The organism is Anaerotruncus sp. 1XD42-93 (assembly GCF_009917605.1).
In the GTDB taxonomy this organism is placed as follows: Bacteria; Bacillota; Clostridia; order Oscillospirales; family Ruminococcaceae; genus Anaerotruncus.
Window position 1 is genome coordinate 1 of sequence record NZ_QZEG01000055.1, and the last position, 17,635, is coordinate 17,635.

The following is a 17,635-nucleotide window of genomic DNA, read 5'->3' on the forward strand; positions in this document are numbered from 1 at the left end:
GGGGCGGAGCCCCCGACGCGCTCCGCACTGCGAGCCGCAGCGAAGCGTTTCGAGCGCAACCCGCCGAAGGCAGGCTCTTGGCGCGAGATGAGCGCGGAACGCCTTATCCTGTGAAGCGCGTTTTTCGGGTGAATTGCCGCGAAGCGGTAAGGGGCTTTTTGCAAGTGAAAAAGCCCCCTTGCATACATAAAATATCTAACAGGTTCTTATGCGGATGCTGCCAGCTTGAAAACCGGCAGTTTTGATCTGAAAAGCCAGTCCTGGAAAAGGATTGGCTTTTTCATGTGGGAAATAGCGTGTCGAATTTCACAGAAACAGCCGTGATTCTACATCTAATTCGGTGAAAGATGGCTAAATTTTTCCAGTGTGAACAGATGGAAGATTGACTATCCCGCGAAATCTCCATATAATAATAGTCAAAGCACTTCAAAAACAACCGGGGGAATCCCCGATTCAACTGACAGGAGGCTAAATTATGGCGAGAGTTTACAATTTCGCAGCAGGCCCGTCGATGCTCCCGGAAAGCGTTCTGGCGAAAGCTGCCGCGGAGATGCTGGATTATCAGGGCAGCGGGCAGTCGGTCATGGAGATGAGCCACCGCACCAAACTCTATGAGACGATCATTGAAGGCTGCGAGACGCTTCTGAGAGAGGTCATGCAGATTCCGGACAACTATAAGGTCCTGTTTTTGCAGGGCGGCGCGTCCACCCAGTTTGCGATGGTGCCGCTCAACCTGATGAACCGTTCGGGCAAAGCGGATTATGTGGTTACCGGCGCATTTGCGAACAAGGCCTGCCAGGAGGCCGCCCGGTATGGAAAAGTCAACATCGTTGCTTCCTCGAAGGATCGGACATTTTCCTATATCCCCAAACTGGATAAAAGCCAGTTCACCCCGGATGCGGACTATTTTTACATCTGCATGAACAATACGATCTATGGGACCGTATATCACGAGCTGCCCGACACAGGCAGTGTGCCGCTGGTTGCAGACGTCTCTTCCTGCATCCTCTCCCAGCCGATCGACGTTTCGAAGTTCGGCCTGCTCTTTGCGGGCGCACAGAAAAATATGGGGCCTGCGGGCCTGACCGTCGTGATCGTCCGGGAGGACCTGATTGGCAATCCGCAGCAGATCACCCCCACCATGCTCAACTACGCAATCCATGCGGAGAACGGTTCGATGTACAATACCCCGCCCACCTATGCAATCTACATCTGCAAGCTGGTTCTGGAGTGGATCAAAAACGAGATCGGCGGTCTTGAGAAGATGAAGGAGCGCAACGAACGCAAAGCAAAGGTGTTTTATGATTTCCTCGACCGCTCGAAACTGTTCAAGGGGACGGTTGTGCCGGAGGACCGCTCGCTGATGAATGCGCCATTTGTGACCGGTGACGCGGAGCTGGACAAAAAGTTTATTGCCGAGGCGGATGCCGCCGGGTTTGTCAGCCTGAAGGGGCACCGCTCGGTCGGCGGGATGCGCGCTTCGATCTATAATGCGATGCCGCTCGAGGGCGTTGAGAAACTGGTCGCGCTGATGCAGAAGTTTGAGGAGGAGAACGCCTGATGTATCAGATCAAAACCCTGAACAAGATTAGCCCGCATGGGCTGGATGTGTTCAATCGAAATAAGTATCTCTGTGGGGATGACGTGGACCAGCCGGATGGCGTCCTGGTCCGCTCGGCCTCGATGCACGAGCTGGAGTTCCCCCAGACACTGCGTGCGATCGCCCGGGCGGGCGCAGGCGTCAACAACATCCCGATCGACCGGTGCAGCGAACAGGGGATCGTGGTATTCAACACCCCCGGCGCCAATGCCAACGCGGTCAAGGAGCTGGTGATCTGCGGCCTGCTGATTTCGGCGCGCAAGGTCTATCCCGCGATGGAGTGGGTGCAGACCCTCAAAGGCGAAGGGGACGCGGTTCCCAAACTGGTCGAACAGGGGAAATCCCGGTTTTCCGGCCCGGAGCTGATCGGCAAGAAGCTCGGTGTGGTCGGCTTGGGCGCGATCGGCGTCAAGGTCGCCAACTTCGCCCGCCATTTTGGGATGCAGGTCTATGGCTATGACCCGTATATGTCGGTCGATACCGCGTGGAGCATCTCCCGCGACATCAAGCACGCGGCCAGCCTCAAGGAAATCTACGAAAACTGCGACTTCATCTCCCTGCATGTTCCGATGACGCAGGATACCAAGGGAATGATCAACTCTGAGTCGATCCAGATGATGAAACATGGCGTGCGGCTGCTCAATTTTGCGCGTGCCGAACTGGTTGTAACCGAAGACCTGATGGAGGGCCTTGAGGAAAAACAGATCCGCTGCTATGTGACCGATTTCCCGACAGAGGAGCTTCTGGGGCATCCGGGTGTGCTGGCGATCCCGCATCTGGGCGCTTCCACCCCCGAAAGCGAGGACAACTGCGCGCGGATGGCTGCGGCACAGCTGGTCGATTACCTCGAAAACGGCAACATCACCAATTCGGTCAACCTGCCCGCGGTTTCAATGCCGAGAAGCGTGGGGATGCGGGTTACGGTGATCCACCGGAATATCCCCTCGATGCTGACCCAGATTGCGAGCATCATTTCGGAATGCGGGGTCAATATCGAAAACCTGACCAACAAATCCAAAAAAGACTACGCGTATACGATGGTCGACGTGGGCGGCCGGATCAATGACGGGATGATCGAAAAAATCCGCGGCATTGACGGTGTGATCCGCGTAAACCTCTACCGTTAAACGGTTTTCCCCTGTTTTCTCTGTCGGAAAACAGGGGAATTTGGTAGTAAAAACAGTCTGGTAAACCGGAATTTATGGAGGTTCTATCATGAAAGAAATCGCCCTGATTATCGTAGGAACACTTCTTCTCTTGTTTGCTGCGGTCTATCCGCTTCCAACACTGCTTGCCATTCATGGAACAGCATGGAGAGTGGTCATCGGTTTGCTTGGCTGCTTCTCGCTTGCCTCAGGTATTTACAAAACAATCCGTAAAAGATAACAACTGCAAAACATTTCGTATATCATTTTACTCTCTCGAGAGCCTTCGATGTGCGAGGGTCTGCTCCGCCTGCCCTTCTCATTGACGCTTTTATGAAACCATTGCCTAAAGAATCTCCCGCAGATGCGAAAGATAAATCTGTCGAATCGTACGATAGCTTCCCAGCCCTTTCAGGATACAGGTGACCGGATAACCTGCCGACTCAAGGCGGCTTTTCCAGGAGTCAGGGCCGGCCCCAGCCATATCATTGCGCGCATGATCTCCAGCGACCACCATCAACGGCGCAAGCACCACCCGCTTCGCGCCGCTTTCTTTGATGCGGATCAACAGGTCGTCCACCTCCGGATATCCCTCAACCGCACCTACAAATAGATTCCGCACACCAGCTGCCCGGACATGATCGTTCAACGCGGCATAACAGGCATTGGCAAAATGTTCGGTGCCATGTCCCATCAGGACAAGCGCAGCCTGCGGATCTGCAAGCGGGTCTGCAAACTCGGACCTGAGCGCCTGCACCACTTCCTGGTAATCCGCAGTGGAGGAAAGCAGCGGCCTCCCCAGTGACAGACGGGGAAACCGTCCGGTGAAAGCCGCGGCCTGGGATTGGAGCTTATCATACTCGAATCCATGCATCACATGGGTCGGCTGGACTGCAACTTCAGTGACGCCCTCTTCCAAAAGCCGCTCAAGCGCATCGGGGACATCGTCAATCTGAAGCCCCTCCCGCTGATACAGCACCTTTCTTACAATACCACTTGTAAAACAGCGCCGGACAAAATACTCTGGGTATGCTTTTTCTATCTCCCGTTCGATCGCACCGATCGTCTCTTCGAGGGTTTGCGGATAGGTTGTTCCAAAGCTCACCACCAAAATTGCTCGATTTTTCATCTTTGTTCTCCTTCTTCTGTTTTCCCCAGCATAACACAAGACCGGGATTCCCCGCAACCACCTCCCGCAGTGATTGCACCCCCAAAGGCCAAGCAGACCGAACCGCCATAAGACGGATTCGGCCTGCTTTTTGTTTATGGGCTGTCCGTGGAGCCTGTTTCTGGTTTTTTCAGATCCGGCGGCCCGCTAAAACCATCAAAGCAATCCGCGAAAAGGCGTTCCGCCGCAGCGTTGACCTCCCGTTCAAATCGTTCGTACCGCTCGAGAAACGCCTGCCCTTGATCGGTCATCTGCGAAGAACCGCCCCCGTTCCCCCCGGCCCGGCGGTGAACCAGCAAAAATCCCAGCTCCCGCTCTGCGGTATGCAGAATCCTCCATGCTTTGCTATAGGACATCCCCATCTCAGCCGCCGCGGCTTGCAGGGAGCCGGTGTGCTCGATCCCGCGCAGCAGGCGCGCTACCCCAGGGCCAAAAAAAATCTGATCCTGTTTCAATTTTACACGAATCTGATAGTCCAATCTGTAATCCCGCCTATGGAGCCTCTGTGGACTCTAAATTTCTTCCACTCTGCATCCAAACGGCGCGAGTGTGACCGATCCTGCCCTTGCTTCGTGGGCATTGTGGTTGATGTACATGCGGACCCGCTGCTCTGCGCCGCCTCTAACTACCACTTCTACACCATCGTCGGATTCCACCGTTTTGATCCGGTTGTCCATGATAATCTGGTCGATAATCCGCGCGGTGATAGCCTCATCCAAGCCGCAGCCCAGATAGTAAACGGTTCCGTCCGCCTGTTTTTTCCGGGTCACCGCGGCATATTCGGTATAGAAGGCATCCCCGTAACGATAAAGAACCTCGGCATCCTCGACGGCCAGCATGTCACGGAAAATTCCCCCACATCCTTGCTCCCCTTCAAAGACGCCCTGTCCCACGATTGGGAATGCTTCCAGCTCCTGAAGGCTCTCGGTCTCGACCACCGACACCCCGGACAGCCCGGTATATCCCACTGGAACCGTCTTTTCAAAGAACAGGTTGTTGTCAGCATCCTTCACTGCGTTCCGATAGGTCAGGACCAGGGTGCCGCCCTTTTGGACAAAGGCTTTGATCTTAGCTTGAAATGCCGGCTTGGCTATGATCATCTGCGGCAGGACCACCACCCGGTATCCGGAAAGGTCCGCGGTTTCCGGCAGGACGTCCACCGGGATGTTCCGGTCATAAAACGGCTTATAGAGTTTCTGCATCTCGGATTGGCAGTCGAGCAGCAGGCTCTGCCGCTGGATACGGAATGCCGCCAGTGAGTCATAATCGTAGACGATCGCGACTTCGCTTTCGATCGGAGAGGAGAACGCCTTCTGATACTGCCGGGCTTCCGTAAACAGGCCCTGTACCTCGTAAAACTTCCTGCCCTTTACGTTATCCGCATCCAAAATCCCGTAGCAGAACTGTTCCGCACCCTTGGTTGCGCCGCGGTAGCGAAAGTAGAGCATCGATTCGCACCCGTGTGCGATCCCCTGCCAGGACCACATCTTCGCCTGATTGGGGCGGGGCAGAAATCCGGTTACGTCGTGCCCCTGCGCCCCCATGATCGCTTCGGTGATCCAGAAGTTCTGCTGCTTTAACCCACGGATATAATCAAGCGAAAATGCGATTTCATGTGGGGCAAGCGGCGTTTTCTGACCGCCCCACACCGGGTAATTGTTATAAGAAGCGAAATCGAGGTTTTCGGCTGCGCGGGAGTAATCCACATGCTTGTTCAGTCCGCCGCCAGGGATGTCATGGGTCACAAGGGCATCCGGCACAATCTCTTTGATGAGCTTCACCTGAAAATCGAAAAAAGCGGTGATGCTTCTGCTGCGGAACCGCTCCCAGTCCAGACGCAGGGCCGGGTTGTGGGCAGCAATCGTCTCGGCAGGCAGTGGGATTTCATCGAAGCTGTTGTATTCCTGCGACCAGAAGGTGGTCCCATAGGTCTCATTGAGTGCGTCGATACTGCCCTGGAATTTTTCCTCCAGATAGCGCTGGAACGCGCGATGGCACTGGGCACAATAGCAGATGTCGCTGCCCTCGTGCCCAATCTCATTGTCGATCTGCCACGCCACAATCTGGTCTTCCTCCTTGTAATGCTCCACCAGCGCGCGGATGATCTTTTCGGAATAAGCATACATAGCCGGACTGTTAAAACAATAGAGACGGCGTCCGCCGAAACTCCGTTTCTTCCCCCCTTCAGATTCGGAAAGAATCTCCGGATGCTTTTTGGCCAGCCATGCGGGGATGGTGGCAGTCGGGGTTCCCATCAGGATTTTCAGACCCCGTTCCTTCGCCTTTTCGATCACCCGGTCAAAAAAGCGGAAATCATAGCTGCCCTCGGTTTTCTCCATCAGATGCCAGGAAAATTCAGCGATCCGGATGATGTTGCAGCCCAACTCCACAATCCTGTCCAGATCCGTTTCCAGCAAACTGGGGTCCCACTGTTCGGGGTAATAGTCAACGCCTAACCACATATAACCCTGTCCCTTCTGACGCGCAAGCCGCGGCGCGTCCTGTCATTTTCTGTTTTTTCAGCGTATCTGCTGCTGTGCCATGTAAAACAGAGCCGGCATTGGCGGCTCTCTGCGGCCAAAACGCCGCAGACTTCAAAAAAATCCTTATGAAGCATTTCGATTATAGTATGCCTCCCCTTCTCTGTCAATTTCCAAACGCATATTTTTGGTGATTTGCACAAAAGAAAAAGTTTAAATTTTACTAGTATACTAGTAGACAAATTGTAAAAGATGTGTTAAAGTATTGTTAAGAAAACGGCTGGCCGATACACCGGCCGAAAATCTGAAAAACATTTATTTTAGGAGGACTCACAATGAAAAAACTGCTTTCCGGACTCCTCGCGGCAACTATGGCGTGCTCTCTCGCCGCATGCGGTGGCTCCAACAGCGCTCCCAGCGGCTCCAACAGCAGCGCTCCCGCTGCTGACGACGGCAAGGTGTATGAGCTGAAGCTCTCCACCACCCAGACCGACACCTCGATGATCTACGCCGGCCTGAAAGCCGCTGCGGACAAGGTTGCCGAGGATACCAACGGCAAAGTCAAGGTTACCATCTATCCTTCGAGCCAGCTGGGCGCAGAGGAGGACATGATTGACCAGGCGCTTCAGGGCATGGGCATCGCGGTGCTCACCGACGCCGGCCGTCTTTCGAGCTATGTCAACGACATCGGCATCCTGAACATGGCTTATTTTGTGGACAACTATGAGGATGGCTGCAAGGTTATGGAAACCGCTACCTTCAAGGGCTGGGATGAGGAGCTGGTAAAAGCCGGAATCCGCTCCCTCTGCTACAACTACTATGACGGCGCCCGCTCGTTCATGGGCCCGAAGGAGTACAAAACCCCTGCTGACCTGAACGGCGTCGTTGTCCGTACCCCGGGTGCAGACCCCTACTCCCGTTCGATCGAAGCGCTGGGCGCTACCCCGTACAACATCGCATGGTCCGAGGTTTACAACAGCATCCAGACCAAAGCGATCGACGCATGCGAGGTCCAGTACACCTCCGCGGTTTCGAGCAAGATCTTCGAGGTCTGCAACTATGTGAGCAAGACCGAGCACATCAACCTGTTCAACATCGTCATCTGCGGCGAAGCGTGGTTCAGCACCCTGCCTGCCGAGTATCAGCAGATCCTCAAGGACGACTTCTTCTCCTGCGCATATGACAGCGCCCAGGAAGTTATCGCAGCACAGGCCGACCTCGAGAAACAGCTGGTTGACAACGGCATGACGATCGTTGAAGTGGATCTCGACGCCTTCAAAGAGGCTGCCAAGAGCGCTTATGAGAAACTCGGATGGACCGACCTGCGTGAGCAGATGTACCAAGAGGCCGGCCTCTAATCAGCCGCCTGTCCTGAACGAATCAACACCTAACGCCTGATGTCGGGGGCATCGATGCAGACAGTTTTGCTTGGTCGATGCCCCCTCTTTTTCGAACTTTTACCTGATGGACTTAGAGTTTAGGATGTGAAATCATGAAAAAAATTTATGCGGCATTTTGCAAATTTGAAGAGCTGGTTGCTCTGCTGCTGCTCGCCGGCCTGACGGTACTGGTCTTTGTCTCTGCCCTGATGCGGTATATCAAAATGCCGCTCAACTGGGCGCAGGATGTCGCGCTGGTGGCATTCGCATGGATGATCTTCCTCGGCAGCGACATCGCGATCCGCGGCGCTGGTCTGATCGGTATCGACCTGTTGGTCAAACGGTTCCCCGCTGTTGTGCGCAAGGGGATGGACATCGTGTTTAAAGTGATTATCCTCGGCTTCCTCTGTGTGCTGGTCGTCAACGGCTATTCGATGACCGTCACCGGCTGGAGCCGCCAGATCACCGCGCTGCATATCAGCTACAGCTGGGTCACGATGGCGGTGCCGGTCGGCGCGCTGCTGATGATTATCTCCACCACCATCCGCCTGGTGGAGCGGATTAAAACACCTGCGGATCAAGAGATCAAGTATGATGCGGGAAAGGATGTGGCATAATGTTTATTGCAATCGGTATTTTCCTGGTGTTCCTGCTGCTCGGTATGCCTGTGGCCTTCTCGATCGGCCTGTCCGGATTCTCGTTTTTCCTGATCCGTGACCTCCCCATGACCGTTCTCGTTCAGAAATCCATCTCCACCTCCCAGAGTTTCACCATGCTCGCAATCCCCCTGTTCATCCTCGCAGGCAACCTGATGAACAGCTGCGGCATCACCAGCCGCCTGATGCGGTTTGCCAACGCCTGTACCGGCCATATGTACGGAAATATCGGCCAGGTTTCCTGCCTGCTCTCCACCCTGATGGGCGGCGTTTCGGGTTCCGCTGTGGCGGACGCTTCGATGGAATGCCGCGTCCTCGGCCCGGAGATGCTCCGTCTCGGCTATGCCCGCGGCTGGTCCGCCGCAATCAACGGCCTCTCCGGCCTGATCGTGGCAACCATCCCGCCCAGTATGGGGCTTATCATCTACGGTACGGTCGGCGAGGTGTCGATCGGGCGATTGTTTATGGCGGGCTGGGTGCCGGGCATCCTGATGTGTGTGCTGCTGATGCTCGCCACCACATGGAGCGCCCGCAAGTTTGGCTACAAGCCCGAGCATGACAAGCCCGCTCCGCCCAAGGAGATCCTCTCCGCTTTCATCTCGAGCATCTGGGCGATGATGTTCCCCATCCTGCTGATCCTGCTCATCCGTTTCGGCATCATGAGCCCCACCGAGTCGGGCGCGTTTGCCTGCGCCTATGCACTGTTCGTCGGCGTAGTGATCCACCGCGAGATGAACTGGAGCAAGCTGATCCAGACGCTGAAGGACAGCGTTAAGGATGTCACCGTTATCACCATCATCCTGGCGTTCTCGGGCGTGTTCGGCTACGGCGTCGTTTATGATGACATCACCGTTACGATTGCCAACACCCTGCTGGGCATCACCGATAACCCCACCCTGCTGCTGATCCTGGTCATCCTCTTCCTGCTGATCTGCGGCATGTTCATGGAGACAACCGTCATTGCCCTGATCCTGACCCCCATCCTGCTGCCGGTTATGCGCAGCGTCGGCGTCAACGAGATCGTATTCGGTATGATTATGATGACCGTTGTCACCTTCGGCGTCATGACTCCCCCGGTCGGCACCGCTCTCTATGCGGTTTCGGATATCATGGAATGCCCGATCGAGGATACCGTCCGCTACGGCTGGCCGTTCTATCTCGCGGTCGTTGGCGTTGTCCTGTTCATGGTGTTCTTCCCGCAGGCAGTCCTCTTCCTGCCCAATCTGGTCTACGGGGCTGCGTAACCTACCCATTGTTTCCCAGTTCTGAAAAATGCGTTGTTCCTGCCGCAGCCGTAAGATGCTGCGGCAGGAGCGGAAAGGCGAGTGATTGATATGAAAATGACATTCCGCTGGTATGGCTCCAATAGCGACAACATCACCCTGAGCCAGATTAAACAGATCCCCGGCATGAGCGGCCTGATGGGGGTACTCGATTACAAGGCGGCTGGAGAGGTCTGGACCGAAGAGGAGATCAAAACCTATATGGACGAGGTCCACGCCGCCGGCCTTGAGTGCGAGGTGATCGAATCGGTCAATGTCCACGAGGACATCAAGATGGGCCTGCCCACCCGTGACCAGTATATCGAAAACTACTGCATCACCATCCGCAACCTCGCCAAATATGGTGTGAAGGTGATCGTCTACAACTTCATGCCGGTGTTCGACTGGCTGCGCACCGACCTTGCCCGGGAAATCCCGGAGGATGGCTCGAACAGCCTCTACTTCGACGAGGCGGAGCTGGGGGATATGGGCCCGGCCGACCTCGTACGCAACACGATTGAGAACTGCAACGGGTTCACCCTGCCCGGCTGGGAGCCTGCCCGGCTGGCCGAGCTGGAAACCACCCTTGAGCGGTACAAATCAATCACGCCCGACGATCTGCGCGCCAACTACAAATATTTCCTGGATGGCATCATCCCCACCTGTGAGGAATGCGGCGTTGTGATGGCCTGCCACCCGGACGATCCCGCATGGCCGATCTTTGGCCTGCCCCGCATCGCCCACAGTCAGTCCGACTTCGACAAGATCGTCCAGCTGCATGACTCCCCGAGCAATGCCCTCTGCCTCTGCACCGGCTCGCTCGGCTCCAACCCGGACAACGACATCCCGGCAGCCATCCGCCATTTCGGTGAGATGGGGCGCATCGGCTGTCTGCATGTCCGCAACGTGAAATACCTCGGCACCCACAAGTTCCGTGAGGCCGCACACCTCTCGTCCACCGGTGACCTGGACCTGTTCGAGATCATGAAGGCTGTTTATGACACCTGCCCCGATACCTACATCCGGCCCGACCACGGCCGCATGATCTGGGGAGAGGTCGGACGTCCGGGATATGGCCTGTATGACCGCGCGCTGGGCGCCACCTATATCAATGGCCTCTGGGAAGCCATTGGGAAACTGTCCAAATAAGGGGGAAACCGGATTATGAAACTCTGCTATGAAGGTCTGAAGGACCGCGCCGCATGGGAGGCTGCCGGCGTAGCGCTTCCCCAGTTTGACTGGAAGGAGATGTGCGCCGCAACCGCTGCCGAACCCACCTGGGTACACTTTGGTGCGGGCAACATCTTCCGCGGATTTATCGCCCTGCTTCAGCAGTCCCTGCTGGAACAGGGGCTGGTAAAAGGCGGTATCGTGGCTGCTGACACCTTTGATTATGACATCATCGAAAAGATTTACACCCCGTTCGACCACATGACCCTGATGGTCAGCCTGTTGCCGGACGGTTCGATGGAAAAAGAGGTGGTCGCCTCGATCGCAGAGGGCCTGCGCGCCGGGAACGCCTTCCCGGAGGACATGGACGCACTGAAGCGTATCTTCCGGAACCCCTCCCTTCAGATGGCCAGCTTCACCATCACCGAAAAGGGGTATGCCCTGAAAAACATCCAGGGTGACTTCTTCCCGTTCGTGGAAGCCGACTTCAAAAACGGCCCGTCAAACTGTTCCCACGCCATGAGCATGGTGGCCTCGCTGCTGCTCGAACGGTTTAACGCCTGTGCTGCACCGGTCGCGATGGTCAGCATGGACAACTGCTCCCACAATGGTGAAAAGCTACGTTCCAGCGTCATGACGGTTGTGGAAAAATGGTTGGAAAACGGGTTTGTCTCCCAGGAGTTTGTTGCCTGGGTGCAGGATGAAACAAAGGTCTCGTTCCCATGGTCGATGATCGACAAGATCACCCCCCGTCCCGCTAAGGTGGTGGAGGAATCCCTCGCCGCGGCAGGGATCGAAAACATGGCTCCTATCGTCACCAGCAAGAACACCTTTATTGCCCCGTTTGTCAACGCCGAGCAGCCCCAGTATCTGGTGGTGGAGGACCGTTTCCCCAACGGGCGTCCGCCGCTCGAAAAAGCGGGGGTCTATATGACCGACCGGGATACCGTCAACAATACCGAAAAGATGAAGGTCACCACCTGCCTCAACCCACTGCATACTGCGCTAGCGGTCTATGGATGTCTGCTTGGCTACGACTCAATCGCCGCCGAGATGAAGGACCCTGAGCTGAAAGCGCTGGTTGAGCGGATCGGCTACGACGAGGGGATCCCCGTTGTGGTGGACCCGAAGATTCTCAGCCCCATGGACTTTATCCATGAGGTGATCGACCAGCGGCTGCCCAACCCGTTCATCCCGGATATGCCGCAGCGGATCGCCACCGATACCAGCCAGAAGGTTGCCATCCGGTTCGGCGAGACGATCAAGAGCTATCTTGCCCGCCCCGACCTGAATGCAGCCGATCTGACCTATATCCCGCTGGCGATCGCCGGATGGCTCCGGTATCTGCTGGCAGTGGATGACAAGGGCAATCCGATGGAATGCAGCAGCGACCCCATGCTGGAAACCCTCCAGCAGCAGCTTTCCGGCGCAACATTGGGCAATCCGGACAGTCTGGACGGCAAACTGCCTGCTATCCTTTCCAACACCGCCCTGTTTGCTGCCGATCTGAATGAGGCCGGGCTTGGCGGAAAGATCGAAACCATGTTGCGGGAACTGATGGCTGGCCCAGGTGCAGTGCGGGATACCCTGAAAAAATATTTAAGAAACTAGCATACTAGTTCTTGACGCAGTGTTCTGAATCCTGTATGCTTATAGTCAGAGCACTTCAAAACAAGCATTTGTTTTGAAGTGCGGGCAAAAGCCCGCCAGCATGCTCTGTATGCTGGATACTATGTAACCTGAAGCAAGGCTGCTGCGGCCTCCTGCGGCGAGGTCTCCGCAGCCCCGAATAAAGATTCTTCTGATTCTTTTCGGGCGTTTCGATTATAAGAACCCGTATTCACAACCATTCGACACCGTCTGAGCGGGCCTTTTGCCGGCCTGCTGCGTTGAAAAACCTTGCAATACACAAAGTATTGTCCGCGTTTTTTCGCCTTGCAGGGCAGCAAAATCCCTCGCTTATCCGGCATCCCCTGATGATGAATACAGGTTTTAAAATGCAGGAGGTGACCACAATGCATTTATTAGAGCGTTTGCCCAGAGAGACCGGACGCGATTACGCGCTGCGCACCATCAAGGAAAACATCATCTCTCTCGATCTGGCCCCTGGGAGCCTGGTAAGCGAAAACGAGCTTTCTGCCGAGATGGGCCTGTCCCGTACCCCGGTGCGGGAATCCCTGATCGAGCTGGCAAAGGTCAAAATCGTCGAGATTATCCCCCAGAAAGGAAGCGTTGTTTCACGCATCGACTACGATCTGGTGGAGGAGTCCCGCTTCATGCGCCATGTGCTGGAATGCGCTGTGGTTGAGCTTGACTGTGAACTGGCTGGTCCGGATGAGCTGAACCGCTTGGAGGAAAACGTGAAGCTCCAGAACTTCTATCTCGAGCATGGTTCCGCAGAGTCGTTGATGGAGATGGACAACCAGTTCCATTCGATCCTGTTCGAGATCGCACAGAAAAAACAGGTCTACTCGCTGATCCAGAACATCTCGATCCATTTTGACCGGGTGCGCAGAATGGCTCTGGAAAGCAACAAGGACCTCAAGATCGTGGAGGATCATGCCCAGATTCTGAATGCGATCCGCAGCAACGATCCCCAGCAGGCGCGGTATCTGACCCAGATTCACCTCAGCCGGTATAAGTTCGATGCCGCCGCCATCCGGGAGCGGTATCCACAGTACTTTTAACCACTGACACGCAGTCCCCAACGCTCTGACAGGGCTTTGGGGACCGTTTTTTTGCAAAAAATTTATTGGTAAAATCAGATTATCATCTCTTTAGAAATTCTTATATGTCGGAATAGCACGTACTTCCGGGCTTTTCCGGCATTTTAGATATGGGGAGAAGTTCACATATACCCTCATAAACCTTTAGGTTTTCCCTCTGGTCGGTAGTAAAAAAGTAGTAAATGGTCTGCGTCTATGCTGCAATCAGCCTTTCCATTTCAGCTTTTGCGGAAGCGAATGTTGCATGTGCGTAATAGTTCAGCGTCATGGTAATGTTGGAATATCCCATGAAAAGGGAAGCGGCGTGGCCAAAGTCACGCCGCCCCTTGAAAACACAAGGTTTTCAGAGTTTTCAAAAATACTGTTTTACGACCACCGACCATAGATGCAAGGTCTTATTTTTCTATGGCGTAGGCTGAGTGTTATTGCCCTGCACAGGATAAATCACATTGCCCTACGACATAGTACCCTTGACCTTGTTTTTCTATTATAGCTAGAGAGTTTTTGGCTTTGCTCCTATTTCGTTTGATAGATAAAATTCAGAATCATGTATTTATATTGCTATTTTAGGCAAAGTGTGGTACAATCGCTTTATCACATTTTAATGTTGCTTGGATGGTGATAGAGATGGTGGTCAGCTACAAAAAACTCTGGAAGCTATTGATCGACTTGGATATGAAAAAGAAGGATTTGCAGCAGGCCGCTGGGGTAAGTCCTGCGCTGATTGCCAAACTGGGCCGGAATGAAAATGTTTCAACTGAATCTCTTGTCAAGATATGTACTGCGCTGCATTGTGATATAGGCGACATTATGGAAATCATTCCGGCCAAAGGAGGCGAGTTGGGTGATTCACAATGAAAATTCCCGTGTAAAGATTCCCGCATTGGTGCATCTGACTCGTTTGAAGTATGACTATCTTTCGTTAAAGCAGTATAACGGTGGAATTTGTTCTGAAACAAACATTTTCAGATCACTGTTTTGGGCCGGGATAAACCGAATCAATGGATGTAATCTGTTGGAACAGGATATTGACCGGCTCCTTGAGGAGCTTACCATCAAGCTGTCCAACGACGATTTGGGACGGGCATTTTATAAAATTCTCCTGGACGGCATCAACGGCCTGCGCATTATCGACTTGGAGGATGAAAGCCGAAACACATACCATACTGTCACTGAATTGACCTATCGAAACAGCGAGGACGAGTTTCGGCCCGACATCACATTGCTGATTAACGGACTGCCTCTCGCTTTTGTTGAAGTCAAAAAGCCAAATAACAGGGATGGTATCATTGCGGAGCACAACCGTATCAACACCCGTTTTTCTAAAGAAGCGTTCCGGAGATTCGTGAATATCACACAGTTGATGGTGTTTTCCAACAATATGGAGTATGATGACTCAGACCCAGAGCCAATCGAAGGGGCTTTCTATGCTTCCAGCAGTTATCAAAAACTTTTCTTCAATCGTTTCCGTGAGGAGGAACCACAGTTACACGCTGCCATCCAAGAAATTGATGGACAAAAGGAAGATTTCATCCTATCTGATAACAATCTGGTTTCCATTAAAGGGACAAGCGAGTATTGCACCAATCTGAACGGACTGACACCGACGAACCGAATCCTGACATCGCTTTTTTCTCACAATCGGTTTTTGAAGCTGCTCAAGTATGGCTTTGCTTATGTGGAGCGTACCAATAAGGATGGTATCAAGACGCTGGAAAAACACGTCATGCGGTATCCACAGTTTTTCGCAACGATGGCGATTGAGAAGAAATTAGATTCCGGCGTCAAGCACGGTATCATTTGGCATACCCAGGGCAGCGGCAAAACCGCCCTGGCCTTTCACAATGTACGTTACCTTCGGGATTATTACCAGAAACAAGGAAGGGTTGCAAAGTTCTACTTCATTGTAGATCGTTTGGACTTGCTGACACAGGCCGGAGAGGAATTTGCCGCCCGTGGCCTCCATGTGGAGAAAGTAAATTCCAAAGATGACTTCATCAAAAATATTCGCACCATCGGTACAGCCAACAATACTGGCGAGGATACGATCACAGTCGTAAATATTCACAAGTTCTCAACAGAGTCTATCGTTCGCAAAGCAGATTACGATGTAAATGTGCAGCGTATCTATTTCCTTGATGAAGCGCATCGCAGCTATAATCCTAAAGGCTCCTTCCTCGCTAACCTGATGGCCTCAGATCGTGAAGCGGTTATGATCGCACTTACTGGGACACCCCTGATTGGCGAGGGCTACAACACAAAAGATGTTTTTGGCGAGTACATCCACAAATATTATTACAATAGGTCTATTGCTGACGGGTATACCTTGAAGCTCATCCGGGAGGGAATCAAGACCGAGTATAGAGTAAAGCTACAGTCGATTCTGGAAGAGCTGAAAATGCAGGAGGGCTCCTTCAAAAAGAGAGACATCTATGCGCATCCGAAATATGTGGCTACACTGGTAGACTATATTGTAGATGATTTCAAGCACAGTCGGATTGCATTAGGGGATTCCTCGATTGGTGGCATGATTGTCTGTGATTCTTCCGACCAAGCCCGCACAGTAGAAGAAACATTGAAGGATTACCCGGAAATCAGTCATGTGCTGATCCTGCATGATGTGGACGATAAGGAAACACGCCGGGGATACCAAGAGGATTTTAAGAAGAGGAAAATGGATCTGCTGGTAGTCTTTAATATGCTGCTTACTGGCTTCGATGCCCCTCGTCTAAAGAAGCAGTATTTGGGACGGCTCATTAAGGAACATAACCTTCTGCAAACACTGACTCGTGTAAACCGTCCCTACAAATTCTTCCGCTACGGTTATGTCGTAGACTTTGCGGATATTCGCGCTGAGTTTGATAAGACCAACGAAGCATATTTTAGGGAGCTACAGGCAGAGCTTGGGGATGAATTTCAGCGTTATCGGGACATTTTCAAGTCCCAGGAGGAAATCGAGCAAGATATTCAGGCAATTCAGGACAAGCTGTTTATGTATGCCACGGACAATGCAGAGCTGTTTTCCCAGCAGATCACCGCATTGGATGATAAGCAAGAGCTGTTGGCTTTGCGTCAAGCCCTAGATACCTATAAAGAGTTGATAAATATCATTCAACTGTTCGGTTATGAGGAATTGGCTCAGAAATTCACGATGGAAAACCTCCACGCCCTGTGTACGGAGGTCAATAACCGCATTGCCATAGTCAATCTCAAACAGAATATGCGGGATGGAGAGGATGTTTCCGGCCTCTTGAACCTGGCCTTAGACCAAATCGAGTTCCATTTCCGCAAGGTTTCTGAGGGAGAACTGGTCATTGCCGACAAATTCCAAGATATTTTGGAAAAGACCCGCCAGGAACTGGAGCGCAGTCTCGACACCAAAGACCCGGAGTATATTTCCTTGCTGGAAGAACTCAAACGGATCTTCAAGAAGAAAAATATTGAAGAACTGACTGCGGACGAGATGAAGCAGAACATTCAGGAGTTGGAGCGCATCCGCAAAGCCGCTGCACAGCAGAATCTTCGGGATCAGATGCTTTGCGCCAAATATCAAAATGATGTCAAATATATGCGTACTCACAAACGTATCAAGGCCACTCCACCACCGATCGGAAGCGACCCTGTGATTTTCGATGTTCTCATGGGGATAAAGGTTGCTGTAGACCAGAAGGTGCTGAAAAATCAGCGCATGATGGATAACCACGCTTACTTTACCCGTGAAATCATGCCGGAGATCATTCAGAGTTGCCGCAATAGAGGAGTACAGCCAACCGCAAGTCAGGTCAAGTTCATGGAAGGTTGCATTTCCAGTGAATACTTCGCAGAAAGGACATGGACAGCATAATGCAAATCGAATCTATTACCATCCGAACCAAGAGGATGATCGACGATCTGAAAACCATCTGTGCCAACTTTGGCCTGGGTGGTTCTCCGGGAGAATACAAGATTATCACACAGGTATTCCTGTATAAGTATCTCAGAAGCTGTATTCATAAGCGTTTAAGCAAGGTATGGAAATGAGAAATTTTGACGATAGTCTCAGCAGATGA

The 17,635-nt window shown here is 53.0% G+C and carries 15 protein-coding genes; 12 read left to right on the forward strand and 3 right to left on the reverse strand.

Annotated elements, in window-relative coordinates:
* Positions 1–475: 475 nt before the first annotated feature.
* From serC to D5269_RS14460, 3 genes are all read left to right on the forward strand, one after another.
* On the forward strand, positions 476–1,561 hold the full coding sequence (serC, locus tag D5269_RS14450; RefSeq protein WP_120486438.1) for a 3-phosphoserine/phosphohydroxythreonine transaminase: 1,086 nt from the start codon (positions 476–478) through the stop codon (positions 1,559–1,561).
* Positions 1,561–2,727: a phosphoglycerate dehydrogenase gene (locus D5269_RS14455; protein ID WP_120486439.1), complete on the forward strand. Its 1,167-nt coding sequence runs from the start codon at positions 1,561–1,563 to the stop codon at positions 2,725–2,727. The genes serC and D5269_RS14455 overlap by 1 nt, the downstream gene beginning before the upstream one ends.
* A gap of 88 nt (positions 2,728–2,815) precedes the next feature.
* A complete protein-coding gene (locus D5269_RS14460) occupies positions 2,816–2,986 on the forward strand; it encodes a hypothetical protein (protein ID WP_166545213.1) in 171 nt (56 codons plus the stop codon).
* Positions 2,987–3,091: 105 nt separating this feature from the next.
* Here D5269_RS14460 and D5269_RS14465 read toward each other — a convergent pair whose 3' ends face one another.
* The 3 genes from D5269_RS14465 to D5269_RS14475 form a co-directional block, all read right to left on the reverse strand.
* Positions 3,092–3,874 carry a sirohydrochlorin cobaltochelatase gene (locus D5269_RS14465; protein ID WP_120486440.1) on the reverse strand — a complete coding sequence of 261 codons (783 nt, stop codon included), beginning with the start codon at positions 3,872–3,874 and terminating at the stop codon, positions 3,092–3,094.
* A 134-nt stretch (positions 3,875–4,008) separates the two neighbouring features.
* Positions 4,009–4,392, reverse strand: coding sequence for a LysR family transcriptional regulator (locus D5269_RS14470; RefSeq protein WP_120486441.1), 384 nt, complete (start codon positions 4,390–4,392; stop codon positions 4,009–4,011).
* Between the two features lie 33 nt (positions 4,393–4,425).
* The gene (locus D5269_RS14475; protein WP_120486442.1) at positions 4,426–6,375 is read right to left on the reverse strand and encodes a beta-galactosidase; all 1,950 of its coding nucleotides are present in this window, start codon (positions 6,373–6,375) and stop codon (positions 4,426–4,428) included.
* Positions 6,376–6,728: 353 nt separating this feature from the next.
* On the opposite strand from D5269_RS14475, the gene D5269_RS14480 reads away from it, so the two are divergent.
* The 9 genes from D5269_RS14480 (at position 6,729) to D5269_RS14520 (ending at position 17,606) form a co-directional block, all read left to right on the forward strand.
* Complete coding sequence (locus D5269_RS14480; RefSeq protein ID WP_016316710.1) at positions 6,729–7,751, forward strand: C4-dicarboxylate TRAP transporter substrate-binding protein; 1,023 nt, start codon at positions 6,729–6,731, stop codon at positions 7,749–7,751.
* A 134-nt stretch (positions 7,752–7,885) separates the two neighbouring features.
* A complete protein-coding gene (locus D5269_RS14485) occupies positions 7,886–8,389 on the forward strand; it encodes a TRAP transporter small permease subunit (protein WP_016316709.1) in 504 nt (167 codons plus the stop codon).
* Positions 8,389–9,672 carry a TRAP transporter large permease gene (locus D5269_RS14490; protein WP_016316708.1) on the forward strand — a complete coding sequence of 428 codons (1,284 nt, stop codon included), beginning with the start codon at positions 8,389–8,391 and terminating at the stop codon, positions 9,670–9,672. Before D5269_RS14485 ends, D5269_RS14490 begins: the two co-directional genes overlap by 1 nt.
* Positions 9,673–9,762: 90 nt before the next feature.
* Positions 9,763–10,839, forward strand: coding sequence for a mannonate dehydratase (gene uxuA / locus D5269_RS14495; RefSeq protein WP_120486447.1), 1,077 nt, complete (start codon positions 9,763–9,765; stop codon positions 10,837–10,839).
* A 15-nt stretch (positions 10,840–10,854) separates the two neighbouring features.
* Positions 10,855–12,471: a mannitol dehydrogenase family protein gene (locus D5269_RS14500; RefSeq protein ID WP_120486443.1), complete on the forward strand. Its 1,617-nt coding sequence runs from the start codon at positions 10,855–10,857 to the stop codon at positions 12,469–12,471.
* 404 nt (positions 12,472–12,875) lie between these two features.
* Positions 12,876–13,547: a GntR family transcriptional regulator gene (locus D5269_RS14505; RefSeq protein ID WP_016316705.1), complete on the forward strand. Its 672-nt coding sequence runs from the start codon at positions 12,876–12,878 to the stop codon at positions 13,545–13,547.
* A 666-nt stretch (positions 13,548–14,213) separates the two neighbouring features.
* Complete coding sequence (locus D5269_RS14510) at positions 14,214–14,444, forward strand: helix-turn-helix transcriptional regulator (protein WP_120486444.1); 231 nt, start codon at positions 14,214–14,216, stop codon at positions 14,442–14,444.
* Positions 14,431–17,430 (forward strand): DEAD/DEAH box helicase family protein, encoded by a 3,000-nt coding sequence (locus D5269_RS14515; protein WP_120486445.1) that lies wholly within the window; start codon positions 14,431–14,433, stop codon positions 17,428–17,430. The genes D5269_RS14510 and D5269_RS14515 overlap by 14 nt, the downstream gene beginning before the upstream one ends.
* Positions 17,418–17,606 (forward strand): hypothetical protein, encoded by a 189-nt coding sequence (locus tag D5269_RS14520; RefSeq protein WP_120486446.1) that lies wholly within the window; start codon positions 17,418–17,420, stop codon positions 17,604–17,606. Before D5269_RS14515 ends, D5269_RS14520 begins: the two co-directional genes overlap by 13 nt.
* Positions 17,607–17,635: the final 29 nt, after the last annotated feature.

Coding starts and splice junctions, on each gene's coding strand:
- serC (WP_120486438.1), top strand. CDS start 476: ATGGCGAGAGTTTACAATTTCGCAGCAGGCCCGTCGATGCTCCCGGAA.
- D5269_RS14455 (WP_120486439.1), top strand. CDS start 1,561: ATGTATCAGATCAAAACCCTGAACAAGATTAGCCCGCATGGGCTGGAT.
- D5269_RS14460 (WP_166545213.1), top strand. CDS start 2,816: ATGAAAGAAATCGCCCTGATTATCGTAGGAACACTTCTTCTCTTGTTT.
- D5269_RS14465 (WP_120486440.1), bottom strand. CDS start 3,874: ATGAAAAATCGAGCAATTTTGGTGGTGAGCTTTGGAACAACCTATCCG.
- D5269_RS14475 (WP_120486442.1), bottom strand. CDS start 6,375: ATGTGGTTAGGCGTTGACTATTACCCCGAACAGTGGGACCCCAGTTTG.
- D5269_RS14480 (WP_016316710.1), top strand. CDS start 6,729: ATGAAAAAACTGCTTTCCGGACTCCTCGCGGCAACTATGGCGTGCTCT.
- D5269_RS14485 (WP_016316709.1), top strand. CDS start 7,886: ATGAAAAAAATTTATGCGGCATTTTGCAAATTTGAAGAGCTGGTTGCT.
- D5269_RS14490 (WP_016316708.1), top strand. CDS start 8,389: ATGTTTATTGCAATCGGTATTTTCCTGGTGTTCCTGCTGCTCGGTATG.
- uxuA (WP_120486447.1), top strand. CDS start 9,763: ATGAAAATGACATTCCGCTGGTATGGCTCCAATAGCGACAACATCACC.
- D5269_RS14500 (WP_120486443.1), top strand. CDS start 10,855: ATGAAACTCTGCTATGAAGGTCTGAAGGACCGCGCCGCATGGGAGGCT.
- D5269_RS14505 (WP_016316705.1), top strand. CDS start 12,876: ATGCATTTATTAGAGCGTTTGCCCAGAGAGACCGGACGCGATTACGCG.
- D5269_RS14510 (WP_120486444.1), top strand. CDS start 14,214: ATGGTGGTCAGCTACAAAAAACTCTGGAAGCTATTGATCGACTTGGAT.
- D5269_RS14520 (WP_120486446.1), top strand. CDS start 17,418: ATGGACAGCATAATGCAAATCGAATCTATTACCATCCGAACCAAGAGG.